This window comes from Mesorhizobium sp. WSM4821 (assembly GCF_055901555.1).
Map to the genome: position 1 here is coordinate 7,016,548 of NZ_CM148371.1, position 17,185 is coordinate 7,033,732.

Genomic DNA, 17,185 nt, shown 5'->3' on the forward strand with positions numbered 1-17,185 from the left:
ACACGGTCAATTGGCAATCTATGTGTGGGCCGGCTGCATCCAGCAGGTCTGGTCTCCCTTGGCGTTTGCACCGCAAGTGGCTAGACGGGACCAATGACCGCCGTCTTTGACCCAACTCCTACGCCTCCGGTGGAAATCCTGGCCGTGCTGTCGCTGCTCTGCCCGGAAGTGGTGCGTGACATCGAGCAGAACTGGAATGCACCGGTTTCCGATTATGCCCGCCATCTGTGGCGACCGGTGGCAAGGCCTGCATCGGGCCCGGCGATCGCTGCCCGCTCGATCCTGCGCGAAGTCCTGCATCAGCGCCTTGGCGTGATCATGCAGCCTGAAGAGATCGGCAAGGCCCTCGAAGAATTCGAGCACAGACCGGTGATTCAGTCCGGCCTGCATTGCCTTCTTCTGATGGACCGGACCACCTTCGATGCCCTCCTGCTTGCCTGGCTCGGCGCGGTCGAAAACGGGCTGTCGGCCTTCTTCAGCTTCATGGGAACGACGATGACCATGGAGACAATTGGCCGGGAGGGGCCGGGATGGCTCGATGTCGGCGACGACAAGGTCAACTTGTTTGGCATGGGGCGCCACAAACTGTGCCGCAAAAGTGCCTGCGTGGCCGGTCCCGTCACCCTCAACAAGCGCGCGCTCGAAGCGGTGGGCGACGAAACGGATGCCAGCCGCTGGCTGGGCACACTGCTTGCCAGCCAGGACAAGGTGTTTGGAACCGCAGCCGATGCGCTGACAGCCCTCAACGAGGATCTGGTCGCCGATTGGGATCGTTCCGGCATGGCCCTGCCGGTTTTCATCGATGATCGGCTCGCCGCGGCTGCCGTGGCGCGGCATCTAGAACATGATGGCAGCCTTCTTTCCAGGCTGCTCATTGAGCCCGCAAGGCGCCAGCGTCTCGAATGTGCCTTGCAAGCGGCCGCATCGAGCCCATTCGGCAAATTCCTGCCCAATGCCACGGCCTATTTCTGGGGCATCCGCGAGGAGCGCGTGCGCAAGCTTGTCCTCGAAAACGGGCACCTGATCGAGCCTGACAGGCCGCATGGTCTTTCCATCCCGTTCGAGCGGCTGCATCTCAGGCAGGCGCTGCTGGATGGCGTGCTGCTGCCGAACTTGTTCCTGATGTTCCTCGTCCTTGCCATATTGCCGCGCGTGCGGGTTGTGGGCGGCCTGAGACAGATTGGTTATATAGCGCTGTTCCACTCGATCCTGCTGGCTGCGCTGGATGAAAACGCACCGGAAGAGCGCCATCTGGCTGCGGAGCTGCAGGTTCGGGAAAATGCCTGGGGCATGCGGGTCATCGATGAAAAGATCTCGGTCCGCGAGCAGCTTGCCGGGCTGCCGGAAGGGGCGCTCTTTCCGGACCTGCTCCGGCAATACCGTTTGCGGACATTTGCCGAGACGACCGACGACCTGAAACTGGTTCGCGAAAACGCCCGATGGCGCAAGATCGGCCAGGCAGGGATCAAGGCGAGCTGAGCCTTACTTCAGATGATTTTCTGGAGCGCAACCGCAAGCAACGGAGATCTGTCGGTGAGCCTCCGGCGTCTGATCCGGCCGCTTCCTCGACGCTGACGCCTTTCGGGATTTCGACGATGGCCGCACGAATCGCTTGATGCCCATTTGCGCTGCCACTTGCTGGTCGACGGCTATCGGTTCATCCTGTGAACGTTCTGGCCGTGAAGTGCGTAGCGAGATCACGCCGACACGGCCCTAGCGAGGTCTTGTCCTATGGACTGCTCTGGCTGCGGTTTCGAAGTTGAGGGCGGTTACGCTTTCTGTCCGAGGTGTGGCAGGCGCCAACCCGTGCCATGCGCCAGTTGCGGCTACCCCTGCGCACCTGATTTCGAGTTCTGTCCGAAATGCGGGGCAAGCGTCGGTGCGCCCGCAAAAACCGTCGAACGGCCTGCTCCGACACCAAGCCGGACCATTGTACCGCCTTCTCGAACTCCGTCGCTGCTTCCGAACATTGAAAGCGAAGAGGAGCTGCATTCCGTCTCTGACGCCGATCGACGGACGGTAACGGTCCTGTTCGCCGACCTTTGCGGCTTCACGACACTCAGCGAGCAGCTCGACCCCGAGGTCATGCAAGCGCTGCAGAACGAACTGTTCAAGGAATTGACGGCGGCCGTGCGAAACTTTGGTGGTTTCGTCGACAAATTCATCGGCGATGCACTGCTCGCTTTGTTCGGTGCGCCGGTCGCGCACGAGGACGATCCGGAACGTGCGCTTCGCGCCGCCCTCGACATGATCGCCCGGACGGCGCGGCTCGGCGAAAGCGCCCCCCACTCCGGCTCGCCTCTGTCACTCCATATCGGCATAAATACTGGTCCGGTCGTCACTGGCGGATTGGGCATCGGCACCGCCAAATCCTATTCGGTGACCGGCGATACAGTGAATACGGCGCAACGCCTGCAATCGCTGGCCGCACCGGGTGAGGTGCTGGTAGGCGAGCTCACTCACAGGCTGACCCGGCATGCCTTCTCTTACGAGTCGCTGGGTGATGTCGTGCTTCGCGGCAAGTCCGGCAGTGTGCTTGTCCATCGACTGGATGCACCGCTTGCGGCGCCGCGTGCAGCGCGTGGGCTCGAGGCGCTCGGCCTCAGCGCGCCGATGATAGGTCGTGCTGCGGAGCTCCATAGAATGCTGGCGAGCCTTGACCAGGCGTGCGGCGGCTCGGCCCAACTTGTCCGCCTCGTCGGAGAAGCCGGTATCGGGAAATCGCGGCTGGTGAAGGAGTTCGTCGCCCGCGTCGGCGACGAGGATCGTTTTCGCAACGTCGCCGTGCGGCAGGCCACGTGCTCACCGCTGGGCGAACGATCATTTGGCGCCTTGGGCGCAGTGGTGCGCAGCGCTGCCGGCATGATGCAAAACGACAATGCGGACGAAATGCGGGGAAAGCTCGCAAGCTTGCTTGCCGATCTCGGCCTGCAGGGCGAGGAGGCGACGCGGCTGATGCCTTTGCTCTACCATGTGCTTGGCCTTGGCGACCCCGATGCTACCTTGCAGCATGTCGAGCCCGAGCAGCTGCGGCGGCAAATTCTCCACGCAGTCCGCACAATCATCGAACGGCGGCTGGCGCTGTCGCCTCTGTTGATTGTCGTCGAAGACCTGCACTGGGCCGACGCCGTGTCGCTCGAGGCACTGCGTTTCGTGATGGACAGGTTGGTGCGCACGCGGTTGATGGTGTTGGTCACGCATCGTCCGGCGCCGGACAACGACCAGCTCGACTCAAGTCGGGTCAGTCACACAGCGCTCAGGCTTTCGCCGCTCAACAGTGATGATGGACGCAGCCTGCTGGCGGCGCTTTTCGGCGAGAGCTGGGTAAACTCCGCCGGAGCGCTTGTCGACCAGATCCTCGAGCGCGCGGGCGGCAACCCGCTTTTTGTAGAGGAGATCGTTCGCGGCCTTATCGATCGCGGTATACTGATGCGCGAGGGCCAGCGATGGCGGACCGTGGCAGGGGAAATCGCAACCGGCATTCCAGCCACTATCCAGGCAATGTTGCTTGCTCGCGTCGACCGGCTGCCCCAAGGGGCGCGTCGGTTGGCCCAGGAGGCCGCGGTAATCGGCCCGCGCTTCGATGCCACACTTCTGAAAACCGTGACAGCCGACCCCGGCCGGCTGGAAGCCGACTGCGAACTGCTTTGCGATGCGGAATTCATCGAGGAAGTTGCCGGATCAGGCTCGGTCTCGTCGCAGAGCTACCGCTTTACGCAAACATTACTGCAGGACGTGATCTACCAGAATCTGCTCCTGCAACGCCGGACCGACATCCACGGGCGGGTCGGCGCTGCCTTGGAGCAACTGTGCGGCGACAAGCCGGAACGGCTCGAGGATTTGACCGTGCTCGGTCATCATTTCTCACAGAGCGCCGAGCGGGAGAAGGGCGCGCACTACCTGCAGGCGGCGGGCGATCGCGCTCGCATGATATACGCCAACGACGACGCCCTTCGTTTCTACGAGCGAGCACTGACTGCGTTGGACGCGATCGGGCAAACACCGCTCAAACTGGCAATTGCAGAGCGCATTGCCGATTTGAGCGGCCCGGTAGGCCGCCGCGAGATTGCGCACCACCACTACGAGACGGTGTTGCAGGCATACCGCGAGTCCGCCAATCGTGTCGCTTCGGCGCGAGTTTTGCGTAAGATCGGTCGGCTGCTCTGGGACGTCGGCAAGCGGGACAACGCAGAATCCCGCTATGCTGAAGCGGCAGCGCTCCTCGATGGAGCGGACGCCCCGACCGAGCAGGCGCATCTCTGGCAAGAACGTGGCCGACAGGCGTTCCGTAGCGGAGATCACGCTCTCGCGGCAAAATGGGCAGACGCGGCACTGGATTGCGTACGTACTCTGACAACGGAACATGTCTCCGAGGTAGGGTATGACGCCACTCTTGTGACCGCCGAGGCACTTAATACCAAGGCTGTTGCGCTGGCTCGCCTTGGGCGAGACCGTGAAGCCGTGCGTCAGGTTGAACGTAGCATTGAATTGGCCGAAGCCGCCGGTCTACTGGGTGCGGCCTGCCGCGGCTACACCAATCTCGGCGTGCTTTACACGACCATCGATCCGGCACAGGCAATGGAGGTCTGTCGGCGCGGTCTTGAAGTGGCGCGCCATATTGGTGATTTGGGTTTCCAGGCGCGCCTCCTCGCCAATCTGGCGGTCGCTTGTTGTACTTTCACGGATCGCTGTCCAACGGAGGGCGTGCCTGCTGCCGAGAAGGCCATCGAGATCGACCGGGCGCTCGATCAGCGCGAGCACCTGCCGGTGCCGTTGATCGTGCTTGGGCAGATCCACCAGTGCCACGGGCGTCCGGAACTGGCGATTGGCTTGTTCCACGAAGCACTGGACGTAGCCCGCGAAACGGGCGAACCCCAACTGCTGTTTCCGTGCTATGATGGTCTCGCAACGCTTAATCTCGACCTCGACAATCTGGCCGAGGCCGAACGCTACTTTTCCCTGGCGCAGGATATATGCGCCCAGCACGGGCTCGACCCGGAGGCGCTTGTGGTGCTGCCTTTTCTCGACTAGCCGGGGTTGGAGGTTGGAAATGTCCTCGCGCAGTGACTTGGTGCCGCTTCAACCGGGCGACCGTGCGCCGAACTTGGTACTCGACGCCATTACCCAGGAAGGCAAGATCGCGCTTGACGACTTTCGCGGACAAAAACCGGTGCTGGTCGGCCTGTTTCGAGGTCTGCATTGTGCGTTTTGCCGGCGCTATATCGCCGCCCAGGCGCGGCTTGATCCGGATCTGCGCGACAAGGGCGTGGAGAGCCTGACGGTGGTCAACACGCCGATCGAACGGGCGCGTCTCTATTTCCGCTACCATCCGATGCCGAATCTGCTTGCGGCCTCCGATCCTGAACGCGCTTCACATCGTGCTTTTGGACTGCCCAATCTCGAATTCACCCAAAACGAGACGAACTGGCCGTACAAGGTCTCGATGGCAGCGGCAAAGGATATGCGGGTCGACATACCAGGCGAGTTGCCAGGTCCGATGGATCCTATTGCGGCCAGCGAAATCCTCAACAAGAAGGACAATTACGAAGTGACCGAAGCCGACGAGCAGATGATGGCAACGGGACACGGACAATTGGTCGGTCAATTCCTGCTGGACCGGCAGGGGATCGTCCGCTGGAGCTTCACGGAGGTTCCAGAGGGTGGGCGCTACATGTTTGGGAAGCCAAACCCGCAGGAGCTGATGTCAGCCGTGTCCCAAGTCGCCCAATAGACACCTTTGCAAGAGTGTTCCGGGGCAGTGGTGAAATGCAGTACGCGGGCCTCAGGCGTCCTGGCTCGGAACTCTACCTCCAGTTTCTTCTTGGAGAGAATACCGCCCCCGATAACCCATACACATTTCTCGTCGAGCGGCTTCCACCTACACGAATAAAAGCCCCTCGGAAGCGGGCCGACGTCGTGCCGGCGCAATGACGCGCGACCGTGTTTCGGGCGGCAAGCTGGACCGCTGGACCTGCCCTGAGTTTTTTACCGAAGGAAGCCGTCGCAACGATTGATAAGTTTGTGGCACGCAGTCGCCTCTATTCCCGCATAATGCGATAGACAGTTGCATCGCCCTCTACACCTCGAAGAGGCGCATCAAACGCGACGACGCCTCGGCCGGCAAGCAGGTCACTCACGCCGGGCGCGGAATAGAGCGCCTCGGAGATGCAAACTTGTCCGGCTTCCGCCAGCGACTGCACGCGTGCGGCGACATTGACGGTCTGGCCGAAGTAGTCGAGATTGTCGTTGAGTGTGACGGCAATCGATGGACCGCAGTGGGCACCCATCTTCAGGATAATCCCCGGCCTGACATTGTCGCCGTTGAAGCGATCGATTTCTTCAAAAATGTTGAGGGCCGCCGAAATCGCATCCGATGGCCGCGAGAACACTGCCATCACCGCATCTCCGATCGTCTTTACGACAGCGCCGGAATGCTGGTGGACCGCCGCATTGAGAAGGGCGAAATGCTCGCGGACCAGGGCATACGCGTTGAGGTCGCCAAGGCGCTCATACATGGCGGTGGAACCCTTGAGATCCGTGAACAAGAAGGTGATCTGCCGGATGCCGAGCCCCTCCTTCTCGTCGACACGCTCGGAACGGAAGAGCCGGCGGAAGGTTTGCCGCGCAAGCAGCGCCCCGCCGGAAACAAATGGATCGAAATCGAGCGTCGGCTTGGTCGTCAACGCGACAAGCTCGGGCGGCCAGTTGATGAGAAGCAACGCGCCACGACCGGGTCCCGTATTCGCAACCTCAATGACAGCCGGACCGGGCGGCATGGCCGGCAAGTCAGGCAAGAAACTCTTGCCGTCATAGTTGATCTTAAGAAGTGTCGGCGCCAACACCGGATCCCCTGATATTGGTACCGCGAATGCCGCCTGTGTCTGCACGTTGACGCCTGACAGGGAACCGGGGTCGAGGTCAGCGCGCAGCGTTGTTGTCGTGCCCGGCAGCAGGAACGTCATGCCCCGCACGAAGCCTCGCAGAACGTCCAGAAAGCGTACGTCCTGCCCGGGCAGCCGCCCGTCATTGCCGAAGCGTAGCTTCCAGTGAAAATCCTCGACAGAGAGCGTCTGGGGCTCGTGGAACGAAAGCCGCCGCAGATGGGGCGATACAGAGAAGGAGACCTCAATGAAGTCGTCGAGGTTGGTTTCGCCCGATACGTCGCACAGGCCGCAGACGTAATGCGTCTGCAATGTGCGCAGGGCGCCGAAACTATCGAGCACCATCCCGGATTGAGGACAAAGCACGTCCCAGCTCATATCGAACAGGCCGCAGCGGGCCGCGTGAAGGAAGAGGTCGATTGCTTCAGGCTCGGCGATTGCGCGGTCGCGGGCAAAGGCCAGCGGATTGACACGATAGAGCGCCTGGTCGTCGCCGCTCCTGATAAGTGTTTCGAATTTTGAGATGACGCGCGGGCTCCAGGCTCGCGCTTGCTCGATCTCGGTCATCTTGCCTTCGAGAAGACGATCGTTGACCACTGGAACGACAGCTCCACCCGTTTGCCTTGTGGCAGCCTACCAAAAATCCTGCCCGATGCGAATGGACCGGAAACGCTTCGTCTGTCTGTAGACTTGGGGCGGCACGCGCCACACTGGTGCAGACGCTCTGAATGTCGGGCGGTCATTAGCGGACTTTGCAACATACCGACTAGCGCTATTCGACGAGCCAGATTAACGGTTCTGGCGATGCTTTCTGCCGCCTCTGGAGGAGCGACGTCCTTTGTAGATGGCTCCTGCAACAAGGGGTCGACGCGACAACACCCCTTCCAACCGTCAGAATGCCGTCACCGGGAGCGAGCCCCGTCCACGTGGGGTAATCGCGGAACAACGCGCCCTGGCGGCAACGCCGGCGTTTGCGTGCTCGATCAGCCGCACGCCCGTATCGGTCTCCGCGTGACATCGCGCGATCGCGGCAGTCTGGTCACATGAGCCATTGTCAACAACGATAATCTCCAGCGCACGATAGGACTGAGCGCGTACGCTGCCGAGCGTCTCGTGGATTGTGTCTTGCCCAAGATGAGCGGAAATAATGACACTGACAAGTTCACCGCTCTTTGAGCACGGCCTCGACAATGGCAACAAAGTCATCGAGCGAGCGATCTCCGCGAATCTCGATGCGCGGAAGATCGATGGGATCGCAATCGAGGTCCGCCGGCCCGTGCTTGCGGCCGAAGCCGATCCGATATCCGCACTCCCTGGCCAGCCGGCCAAGCCGTCGGTCGGTGACAGAAAATGGTGCCGCGAACGCCGTGGTTGGCCGACTGGTCCACCGTTCAATGAACATACGAGATCGCAACAGCTCGGCGGCCAAATCAGAGCTCGACAGACCATCGATCGCGCGATGCGTCGCCAGATGGCTTCCGAAGAACGCACCTTCGGCGGAGAGGCGTCGCACCGTTCCGGCGTCCATAAGCTGTATCGGCGGACCGCTGTCGGCGTCCCACAGTGCACTTTCACCCACCAAGTCCGTCACCAGGAACACTTCCGCGGTCAGGTCGTTCGCGCGCAAGATCGGCCAGGCATGGTCGGCAAAGTTCTGGAAGCCGTCATCGAAGGTGATGAGCACTGGGCGGCCAACGAAAGGGCTACGGTTGGCGATGGACCCTTCCAGCTGCTCGGACCCAATCGCGTGAAAGCCATTGGCGCGCAGCCATGCCATCTGGCTGGCGAATGCGGCGGGTGTGAGCCGAAACCGGGTGAGCGCGGCCGGACCATCATGGGCGACGCTGTGATACATGAGGACAGGGATACGCTGCCGCCGCTCGCTACGTGCGACGTCGCGGCGCAAGGCCCGTGCCCCGCCCCAGACGATATTTCGCGAGACCCCGATTCCGACGGGCGCGCGGATTGGCACATGGTCTATCATAGGTTCCGTCGCCACCTCGCCCGGTGACAGGCGGCGGAAGCGGTCTATGCGATAGAGCTCGGTCTGGATCGATTGCTCCAGGACAAGGCCTTCGGTCGCTACCAGCGTCTCCGAGATCGCTTGTGCACCGAACGTGTTCCAGTCGAAGCCTGTCCTTTCCACATTGTCACGCAGCACGAATGCGTGTGCGCTGATGAAACTGCCGCCAGGCGCCAACGCCTCGGCGAATTTTTTAACAACGCGCCGCAACTCGGCGAGATCGTCCAGGTAGTAGAGCACTTCCGAACAGACGATCAGATCCATCTCACCCGGCAGCGTCTCGGCAGAGAAATCCAGTACGCGAAATTCAATATTCGGCTGATCGCCGCATCGCGCGCGGGCCCGTTCGACGGCTATGGCGGAGATGTCGGTTGCGGTCAAATGGCCCACTCGCGGCGCCAGCTGGCGCGTGAAATGGCCTTCCGCGCAGGCCAGCTCAAGCGCCCGTCCGATGGGAACGGCCGGCAGAATTTCGAGCTGCCGCTGATATTTTTCCTGCTCATAGGGCGAACCGTAGTTCCAGGGATCCTCTGTCGCGAAATAGCCATTCCAGAACGACGTGCGATCCCGGTCGTGCCTGGTCCGTGCACGGCGCGGCGCCGCGGGAGGCTCCGCAGGTTCGGGGCTCGACCGAACCAGCTCCCGCGCTTCCTCGGCCAATTGGGCGAGTTTGCCGAAGTGACTGTCCGGATCGGACCGGCGTTCAAGCCGCTCGGGGGGCACAACATTCAGGATCAATTCGCTCCAATAGTCCCTTGTCACTGTCCCAAGGGCGGCGAATTGCACGACAGCCTCGATCTGGCCATCCATTATCAGGTAGGCATAGATTTGATCGATTCCTTGCGGAAGTTCGACTGGGGTCGGATTTCGAGCGTCGACGCGAATTCCAAGTGTCCGCGCCAGTCTGCGCGGCGCGGCAAGGTCGTCGCCGTCGAGAAGCATTTGCTCAAGCTGATACTGTACGCGGCAACCCGCGACGGGATTGTTCCAGACCTTGCCGAGGTCGATGATCAACTGGGTGAGGGAGCCGCCGAACCTGTCCCACCTGGCAGCCAATTGCGCTGGCACCGATGAGCTTCCTGCCATAAGGCCATCGAAGGCCACCCTGGCGATCTCACGCGCCCATTTGCGTCCTGCCGGGAGCGCGCGCAGGGACTGCGGGTCGATCAAGCGCGAGCCGCTGCCGCAATCCGACGCGGCGTTCCACAACGCGAACCACGCGAGTGCTTCGGAGGCGGTGCCGCCGTTCGCCGAAATCGCTCCATTGACGTGAGCCGGTGCCGGGTGTTTGACCCTGGGATCAGGAGAAAAGCCGCGGGCGATCACGATTTCCGCATCTACCAGCATCTGCGCCGAATTGCGGCTGAGCGAGTTGGGGCTGGCCCGATAGAAAGCGAGCGGTTCGTCGACCATCACCCAATTTTTGCCCAGACGTGCGAGGCGCTGCCACAGATCCCAGTCCTCGCAGGTGCGCAGCGACACATCGAAGCCGCCCAACTCGACAATTGTCTCCCGGTCGACGAGCAGCGCGTGAGTGGCGATGGCGCATCGGCGGGCGAATGTTTCGAAGGGCTGGGTAGCAACTTCCGCCGGAATGCTCGACGGCGCGAGTTCGCCATCGGGCATCACGCGCCGGGAACCGCAATAGGCGGCGACCGCATCGGGCGCGGTTTTCAGTGCGGCCAGCATTTTCGCAAGGAAGCTGGCATCCACCCAATCGTCCGCATCCAGAAACATGAGCCAGCGGCCGCGTGCTGTCGAAATCCCGCTATTGCGCGCGCCGGCGGCGCTATACGTGCAAGAGCTCAACTGCCGAAACCGGGCATCGCGCTCCACATAACCGGCCAAAATCGCGGCGGTGGCGTCCGTGGAAGCCTCGTCGACAACGATCGCCTCCCAGTCCATTATTTGCTGATCGAGAAGGCAGTCGAGCGCGCGCGCCAGCGTTACCTCCGCGTTGTGCGCGGGAACCACGATTGAAACCAAGGGATTATCCGCCACGCCGTCTTACCCGCGCCTGGTTCGAAGGTAGAACAAGAGTCCCGAAACATAGCCGGCGAATTCCTGCCAAAGGAAACGGTCCTCAGGGACGCTGCGTCCGAGCAGTCCCCTGCGAACTCTTCCGAGCCGCCGCGACTCCGCCACTTGGCTGCAGAGCGAGCCTGCCCCTGTCGTGCTATCGATGTTGGAAGCCTGGTGCAGCATTCGCTTCCGTGCCGCCGAGCCTGGGCGCCCGCTGTCGCAGATGCACGTCAAAGCCAAGCATGCCGCATACTCATGTCGATACCCGGAATCGGCGCCATGGCTACAAGCTGCGGTCGCTGGCGCCGTATGAGGTGCAATAGCTATGGCAAACTGACGGCTTTTGCAATCGGGGGCGCAATAAATGCAGGCCCACTGAAGCTGGTGTGAAGGACTGCAGCTATTGTGACTATTGCCCCCTCCTATCGACCGGAATGCCTCGATTCCGAGGTGTATTCTCGAACAGCCATTCTCCGTGCGAAAGAAGTCCTTCTTCTACCGTTGGGCCCGCCTCGGAAGCCAATCGTTGCAGTATAGCAGCCGGGTGCGAGACAGTATGTGCCCGCCAAACCAGATAATTTAGCCGCATCTAATGAATATGCGCTACTTAATTCCGCCCCAGTAGATAATGGCCTGATAGTGTATTGCCCATTTCGATAGTAGATAGCGCCCAATGGTCGATTAGATTAGCCGGTTGTGGCTGCTATCACAAAGGGATGCGAGAGCGACGCCAATCGGAACTTGTGCATTTTCTGCTAGTCCAAGAGATGTAAAAGGGACGCACGAATTGGCTTACGTCAAGAAGATTCCGGCTTGCGAGCCGGGTATTTTGCTGACATGCTTGCGTGTTTTTCAGTTTTGCACCGTGGCAGGTGTTCAAACGATGGGGCATAGGGATGGCTAAGGAATCTGCGAATACCGCTTCTTCAGCAAATAAAGCGGACGAAAATCTGATAGGTAATGCAGACGGGAACGGGCTGGCCTTCATGGGGGTCCAGGCGCGCGAGGGCGGCGTCTCCGGCGACGCTGTAGGTGTCGACAAGATACGTGATCTGCTGTTCGGCAACCAGATGCAGGACTATGACCGCCGTTTTTCCAAGCTTGAAGAACGGTTCTTGCAGCGCTTCAAGGATGTCGAATCCGAGGCCAAGCGCAATCTGGAAATGTACGAGTCGAATGCAAAGAAGCAGGTTGAATCGCTCGCGGCGCAATTGCGGAACGAGAAGGATGCACGAGCCGAGGCCGACAAGGAGATTGACCGCAATCTTCGCGAACAAAATCAGGCGCTTGAAAAGCAGGTGCGGGCGTTGTCGGATCAATTGAGCGAGCTTGAGCGCGAAGTTGCGGACCGGATAAATCGAAGCGATCAATTGCTGCGTGAGGAAATCAAGCAAAAGAATGAAAGCATTCAGATGCTTATCGAGAAAATGTTTTCCGATCTCAGCAACGTCAAGACTGACCGAAATCTTTTGGCTGGCCTGTTTGTCGAGGTTGCAAAGTGTCTAAATCAGGATCCCGTCGGCAGCAAGAGCAATTCGGAACGTAGCTGGAAAGTGAGTTGATCGGAACTTGACGTCGACCGTCGACCCAATCAGCCTTCCTCAAAGAGCAGCTTCGAACGATACAGAGATTGATCGCGAGGCTCTGGCTAGTCTTTTGGTCGAAATTGCCCGGAACGTCGATCCGGACTATCGCGCACGTTTGGACGGCGTTCCAACCGCCGATCCTCGCATGGAAACGCTGCGCCAGTTGCTGGTCGGCCGTGAAATTTCAGAGCTTTCACGAGTTACCCACCTGCTCGACGAACCTGAGCAGCTTGCGGCCGCAATGGGGGACGTTCTCCCCAGTGCAGCCGCTCGTGCGCCTCATGTGCAACTCGGAGAGGCCCTTGCGCCAGCTGTCGAGAGGGCGGTGCAACGGTCCATCCAGAAGAGCCCGCGTACGCTTACGGATATATTGTACCCGGTGTTTCTGCCGGCAATTCGCAAATCGATCGGGGAAAAGATCGATCAGACCTTTCAGTCGCTGAATGAAACTTTAAGACATATATTTACCTGGCATGGGCTCAAGTGGAGATTTGAAGCCTGGAGAACAGGGGCAAGCTTCTCAGAAGTTGTTCTTAAGCATTCTCTTGTCTATCGTGTAGAACATGTCTTTCTCATTAACCGCAATTCCGGTCTTTTGATAGCGCACGTAACTGCTGATAATGCAACGAGCGAAGATCCTCAACTTATTTCTTCGATGCTCAGCGCAATTCAAGATTTTGTGAAAGACTCATTTAACGAGAAAGAACAAAGCGGCCTGGACACCATCCGTTTCGGGGAGCTTCGTCTCTGGTCAGAAGTCGGACCGTTTGCGACCTTGGTTGCGGTGATCCGGGGAAATCCGCCAGAGGAATTACATGAGATAGTTCGCGATGTGTTGCTTCGCATCCATGATGAATGCTCACAGGCTTTAGAGCAGTTTGACGGCGACAGTTCGCAGTTGGCTGGCGTAGAGGCGCGGTTGCAGTCCTGCGTTGAACTGAAGCAGGAGGAATCAAACCAGGGATTTCCATGGCTGGTGGTGGCTGCAGTCCTGCTGGTTTTGATTCCGGCAGGCGGTTGGTTCTTTCTTTCCTGGCAATCCGGGCAGCGCTGGCAGGCCTATGTGTCGCGACTGGGGACCCAGCCGGGCATCATCGTTGCCGAACAAAAAATGCGCGATGGCCAATTCTATATTGCGGGCCTGAGAGATCCGCTTGCTGCAGACCCGCAGTCGCTGTTGTCCGGAACGCAGGTCAATCCCGCCCGCGTTCACTCGCAGTGGCAATTCTATCAGAGCCTTGAGCCGGAGTTCGTGGTGAAGCGGCTAACGGCGTCGCTGGCTCCGCCGGATTCAGTACGACTTTCGATCGTCAATGATCGCATCGTTGCCGAGGGCGAGGCACCCGACACCTGGATAGATCGGGCGCGCGCAGCCGCCCGACAGCTTTCAGCAGGCGGACCGGTATTCGACATCTCCAAGGTTCGTGATGTGAGCCCCGAAACACGCGCGGCGGAGCACTGGCAGGCCTATGTGTCGCGACTGGAGACCCAGCCGGGCATCATCGTTGCCGAACAAAAGGTGCGCGATGGCCAATTCTATATTGCCGGCCTGAGAGACCCGCTTGCCGCCGACCCGCAGGCTCTGCTGTCCGGAACAGAGGTTGATCGTGCTCGCGTTCACTCGCAGTGGCAATTCTATCAGAGCCTAGAGCCGGAATTCGTGGTGAAGCGGCTAACGGCGTCGCTGAACCCGCCGAAATCGGTTCGCCTTTCGATTGTCGAGGATCGCATCGTTGCCGAGGGTGAGGCTCCCGACACCTGGATAGATCGGGCACGCGCAGCCGCCCGACAGCTTTCGGCAGGCGGACCGGAATTCGACATCTCCAAGCTCCGTGACGTGAGCCCAGAAGCACGCGCGGCCGAGCACTGGCAGGCCTATGTGTCGCGACTGGAGACCCAGCCGGGCATCATCGTTGCCGAACAAAAGGTGCGCGATGGCCAATTCTATATTGTCGGCCTGAGAGACCCGCTTGCCGCCGACCCGCAGGCTCTGCTGTCCGGAACAGAGGTTGATCCTGCTCGCGTTCATTCGCAGTGGCAATTCTATCAGAGCCTTGATCCGAAGTTCGTGCTGAAACGGCTGATGGCGTCGCTGAACCCGCCGAAATCGGTTCGGCTTTCGATCGTCGAGGATGGCATCGTTGCCGAGGGTGAGGCTCCCGACACCTGGATAGATCGGGCGCGCGTGGCGGCCCGGCAGCTTTCGGCAGGCGGACCGGAATTCGACATCTCCAAGGTCCGTGATGTGAGCCCAGAGGCACGCGCGGCCGAGCACTGGCAGGCCTATGTGTCGCGACTTGAGGCCCAACCGGGAATCATCGTCGCCCAACAAAGGGCAAGGGGCGGACATTTCTATATTTCCGGCCTGAGAGACCCGCTTGCCGCCGACCCGCAGGCGCTGTTGTCCGGAACGGAGGTCGATCCTGCCCGCGTCCATTCGCAGTGGCAATTCTATCAGAGCCTTGATCCGAAGTTCGTGGTGAAGCGGCTGATAGCGTCGCTGACCCCGCCGAAATCGGTTCAGCTTTCGATCATCCAGGATCGCATCGTTGTCGTGGGTGAGGCTCCGGCCGCCTGGATCAACCGGGCCCGGGCCGCCGCTCAGCAGCTGTCCGCGGACGGAGTGGCTCTGGATGTCTCGCAGCTGCGTGAGCTGAGCCTTGCGGAACTCAATCATTTGAGAGAGGTCATCCAGGCGACAGATATTCTCTTCTATTCCGGCAAGGTTGTGCCGGGACCAGAACAGACGCCGGTTCTCGACAAATTGGCGGATCAACTGAAGGAATTCGCCCAAAATGCCCGCAAGTCAGGCGTAACAGCTCGGTTCATGTTGACCGGGCATTCGGACGCCACGGGCCGTGAGACGGCCAACGCGTCGATCAGCGCCGCCCGCGCCGAGACAGTTCGTGCGCTTCTCAACAAGCGCGGCGTCGCTCCGGAACTGCTGCTGGTTCGGGGCGCGGGCACCTTTGAGCCGGCGGTGCCTGAAGATAGTCGAACTGGGAGCTCCGCCAATCGCCGGGTTTCGGTTACGGTAAACCTAGACTAGTCCGGAGCCCGAGGGATGTTGCAAAAAAAGATCTGCATGTTGGGCGGGTTCGGTGTCGGAAAGACGAGTCTGGTTCGCAGGTTCGTGCAAAGCATCTTTTCGGAAGCCTACTTGACCACGGTCGGGGTGAAAATCGACAAGAAGAGTGTCGCACTCCCGGACAAAACCGTGGATCTGATCTTGTGGGATTTGGCCGGCGAAGACGATATCGGCTCATTCCGAGTCAGCTATGTGCGAGGTGCGACCGGGCTCGTGCTTGTCGTCGATGGAACCCGCGCCGCTACTCTTGCCGTGGCACTCACGTTGCGCGAGCGGGCCGAGGCCGAATTCGGCGCTATGCCGTTTATATTGCTGTTCAACAAATCCGATCTGGCCGATCGGTGGGCAATATCCGATAATGAGATTAACGAACTGAGGCAACTTGGCTGGCAAATCTATCTAACAAGCGCGCTTTCGGGTGAATGTGTTGATGATGCGTTTCGTCAGCTTGCTTCGATGGTCACCGAATAGACCATGCATGGATTTCCAAGAGAAGTCAGAAGCTGGATTTACAATTTCTTCAACATTGAGCACTCCGTCGCATTTCTGAAAATTGACGCCCAGCTTTGCATAGCTGCGAAGGGCGGCAGTATCAAACATTACGGACTCTCATCACTTCGCATTGGTAAGCCAGTTGCCGAGCAGCTTGAGTTCATGGAAGGTCTGCTGCCTTGCCCGGAGCTTCCATTTCATATGGCCATGGTCGAACTGCCCGGCGGGCGTGTCGCGGACCTTCATCTTTTTGCTGACAATGGCTGCGTGTGGCTGCTCTTTCTTGACGCCACTGCCGAACGTGACAACAGGCAGCGGCTTCAACAGAAGGCTTATGAAATGACGCTCCTGCAAGAGAGGGAGCGTCAACTCAACGAGAAATTACAAGCGACGAACGAGGCGTTGAGGGAGAGCCAAGAGGGATTGTCGCGTGAATACCAGCGCGCCGAAAGCCTACTCCTCAACATTCTTCCGGCGTCGATCGCTGAGCGGTTAAAAGCGGACGAGCAAATTGCAGACAACCACGCAGAGGTGAGTGTGCTCTTTGCCGACATCGTCGGCTTTACGGAAAGAGCGCGGAGCGTCGGAGCTGAGACAACGCTCGCAATGTTAAATTACTTCTTCAAGGCGGCGGATCTGCTCTCGGAACGATACGGCTGCGAAAAGATCAAGACAATCGGCGATTGTGTGATGGTGGTCGCGGGCCTGCCCGCCGCGCGATCCGATCATGCAGAAGCCCTTGCGCACTATGCACTTGAACTGCGGAAGGCGGTTAAGCTCGAGCGCTTCGCGGGACAACCGCTAAGACTCAGGATTGGAATTCACTCAGGACCAATCGTTGCGGGCGTCATAGGCAAAAGGCGGTTTGCCTATGACCTGTGGGGCGAGACCGTTAATCTCGCCTCACGTATTCAAACATCCGCGGAGCCCGATGAAATCCGTATTTCGGATGCAACCCACAAACTGCTTGGACCAGACTTTGCTTGCGACCCACTCGAGGAAACGGAATTGCGTGGTACAGGCCGTGTGCGAATGTGGCGACTCCCGGCCTGATTTGCCGCTTGGCAGTGCCGACCCTGGAGCGGCTGACAGG

10 protein-coding genes are annotated in these 17,185 nt (G+C 59.9%); 7 read left to right on the forward strand and 3 right to left on the reverse strand.

Going from position 1 to position 17,185, the window contains the following annotated elements:
* The first annotated feature begins 93 nt into the window (after positions 1-93).
* From AC0NID_RS34195 to AC0NID_RS34205, 3 genes are all read left to right on the forward strand, one after another.
* The gene (locus AC0NID_RS34195; RefSeq protein ID WP_473454959.1) at positions 94-1,479 is read left to right on the forward strand and encodes a hypothetical protein; all 1,386 of its coding nucleotides are present in this window, start codon (positions 94-96) and stop codon (positions 1,477-1,479) included.
* A 252-nt stretch (positions 1,480-1,731) separates the two neighbouring features.
* Positions 1,732-5,031: an adenylate/guanylate cyclase domain-containing protein gene (locus tag AC0NID_RS34200; protein ID WP_473454960.1), complete on the forward strand. Its 3,300-nt coding sequence runs from the start codon at positions 1,732-1,734 to the stop codon at positions 5,029-5,031.
* Positions 5,032-5,050: 19 nt separating this feature from the next.
* A complete protein-coding gene (locus tag AC0NID_RS34205) occupies positions 5,051-5,731 on the forward strand; it encodes a peroxiredoxin-like family protein (protein ID WP_145722178.1) in 681 nt (226 codons plus the stop codon).
* A 307-nt stretch (positions 5,732-6,038) separates the two neighbouring features.
* On the opposite strand, the gene AC0NID_RS34210 is transcribed toward AC0NID_RS34205, so the two are convergent.
* The 3 genes from AC0NID_RS34210 to AC0NID_RS34220 all read right to left on the reverse strand — a co-directional run bounded on the left by AC0NID_RS34210 (position 6,039) and on the right by AC0NID_RS34220 (position 10,890).
* Positions 6,039-7,448, reverse strand: coding sequence for a DUF5939 domain-containing protein (locus AC0NID_RS34210; RefSeq protein WP_473455071.1), 1,410 nt, complete (start codon positions 7,446-7,448; stop codon positions 6,039-6,041).
* 324 nt (positions 7,449-7,772) lie between these two features.
* Positions 7,773-8,087 (reverse strand): glycosyltransferase family 2 protein, encoded by a 315-nt coding sequence (locus AC0NID_RS34215; RefSeq protein WP_473454961.1) that lies wholly within the window; start codon positions 8,085-8,087, stop codon positions 7,773-7,775.
* Positions 8,044-10,890, reverse strand: coding sequence for a glycosyltransferase (locus AC0NID_RS34220; protein ID WP_473454962.1), 2,847 nt, complete (start codon positions 10,888-10,890; stop codon positions 8,044-8,046). Before AC0NID_RS34220 ends, AC0NID_RS34215 begins: the two co-directional genes overlap by 44 nt.
* 932 nt (positions 10,891-11,822) lie before the next feature.
* On the opposite strand from AC0NID_RS34220, the gene AC0NID_RS34225 reads away from it, so the two are divergent.
* Genes AC0NID_RS34225 through AC0NID_RS34240 form a run of 4 tightly spaced genes read left to right on the forward strand, consistent with a single transcriptional unit; the run spans position 11,823 to position 17,145 of the window.
* Positions 11,823-12,488 (forward strand): hypothetical protein, encoded by a 666-nt coding sequence (locus AC0NID_RS34225; RefSeq protein WP_473454963.1) that lies wholly within the window; start codon positions 11,823-11,825, stop codon positions 12,486-12,488.
* Between the two features lie 7 nt (positions 12,489-12,495).
* Entirely contained in the window at positions 12,496-15,561 is a 3,066-nt protein-coding gene (locus tag AC0NID_RS34230; protein ID WP_473522279.1) for an OmpA family protein, read from the forward strand.
* 15 nt (positions 15,562-15,576) lie between these two features.
* Positions 15,577-16,071 (forward strand): Rab family GTPase, encoded by a 495-nt coding sequence (locus tag AC0NID_RS34235; protein WP_473454965.1) that lies wholly within the window; start codon positions 15,577-15,579, stop codon positions 16,069-16,071.
* Positions 16,072-16,074: 3 nt separating this feature from the next.
* Positions 16,075-17,145: an adenylate/guanylate cyclase domain-containing protein gene (locus AC0NID_RS34240; RefSeq protein WP_473454966.1), complete on the forward strand. Its 1,071-nt coding sequence runs from the start codon at positions 16,075-16,077 to the stop codon at positions 17,143-17,145.
* The last annotated feature ends 40 nt before the right edge of the window (positions 17,146-17,185 follow it).

Coding starts and splice junctions, on each gene's coding strand:
- AC0NID_RS34240 (WP_473454966.1), top strand. CDS start 16,075: ATGCATGGATTTCCAAGAGAAGTCAGAAGCTGGATTTACAATTTCTTC.
- AC0NID_RS34200 (WP_473454960.1), top strand. CDS start 1,732: ATGGACTGCTCTGGCTGCGGTTTCGAAGTTGAGGGCGGTTACGCTTTC.
- AC0NID_RS34235 (WP_473454965.1), top strand. CDS start 15,577: ATGTTGCAAAAAAAGATCTGCATGTTGGGCGGGTTCGGTGTCGGAAAG.
- AC0NID_RS34210 (WP_473455071.1), bottom strand. CDS start 7,448: ATGACCGAGATCGAGCAAGCGCGAGCCTGGAGCCCGCGCGTCATCTCA.
- AC0NID_RS34205 (WP_145722178.1), top strand. CDS start 5,051: ATGTCCTCGCGCAGTGACTTGGTGCCGCTTCAACCGGGCGACCGTGCG.
- AC0NID_RS34195 (WP_473454959.1), top strand. CDS start 94: ATGACCGCCGTCTTTGACCCAACTCCTACGCCTCCGGTGGAAATCCTG.
- AC0NID_RS34225 (WP_473454963.1), top strand. CDS start 11,823: ATGGCTAAGGAATCTGCGAATACCGCTTCTTCAGCAAATAAAGCGGAC.
- AC0NID_RS34215 (WP_473454961.1), bottom strand. CDS start 8,087: ATGACTTTGTTGCCATTGTCGAGGCCGTGCTCAAAGAGCGGTGAACTT.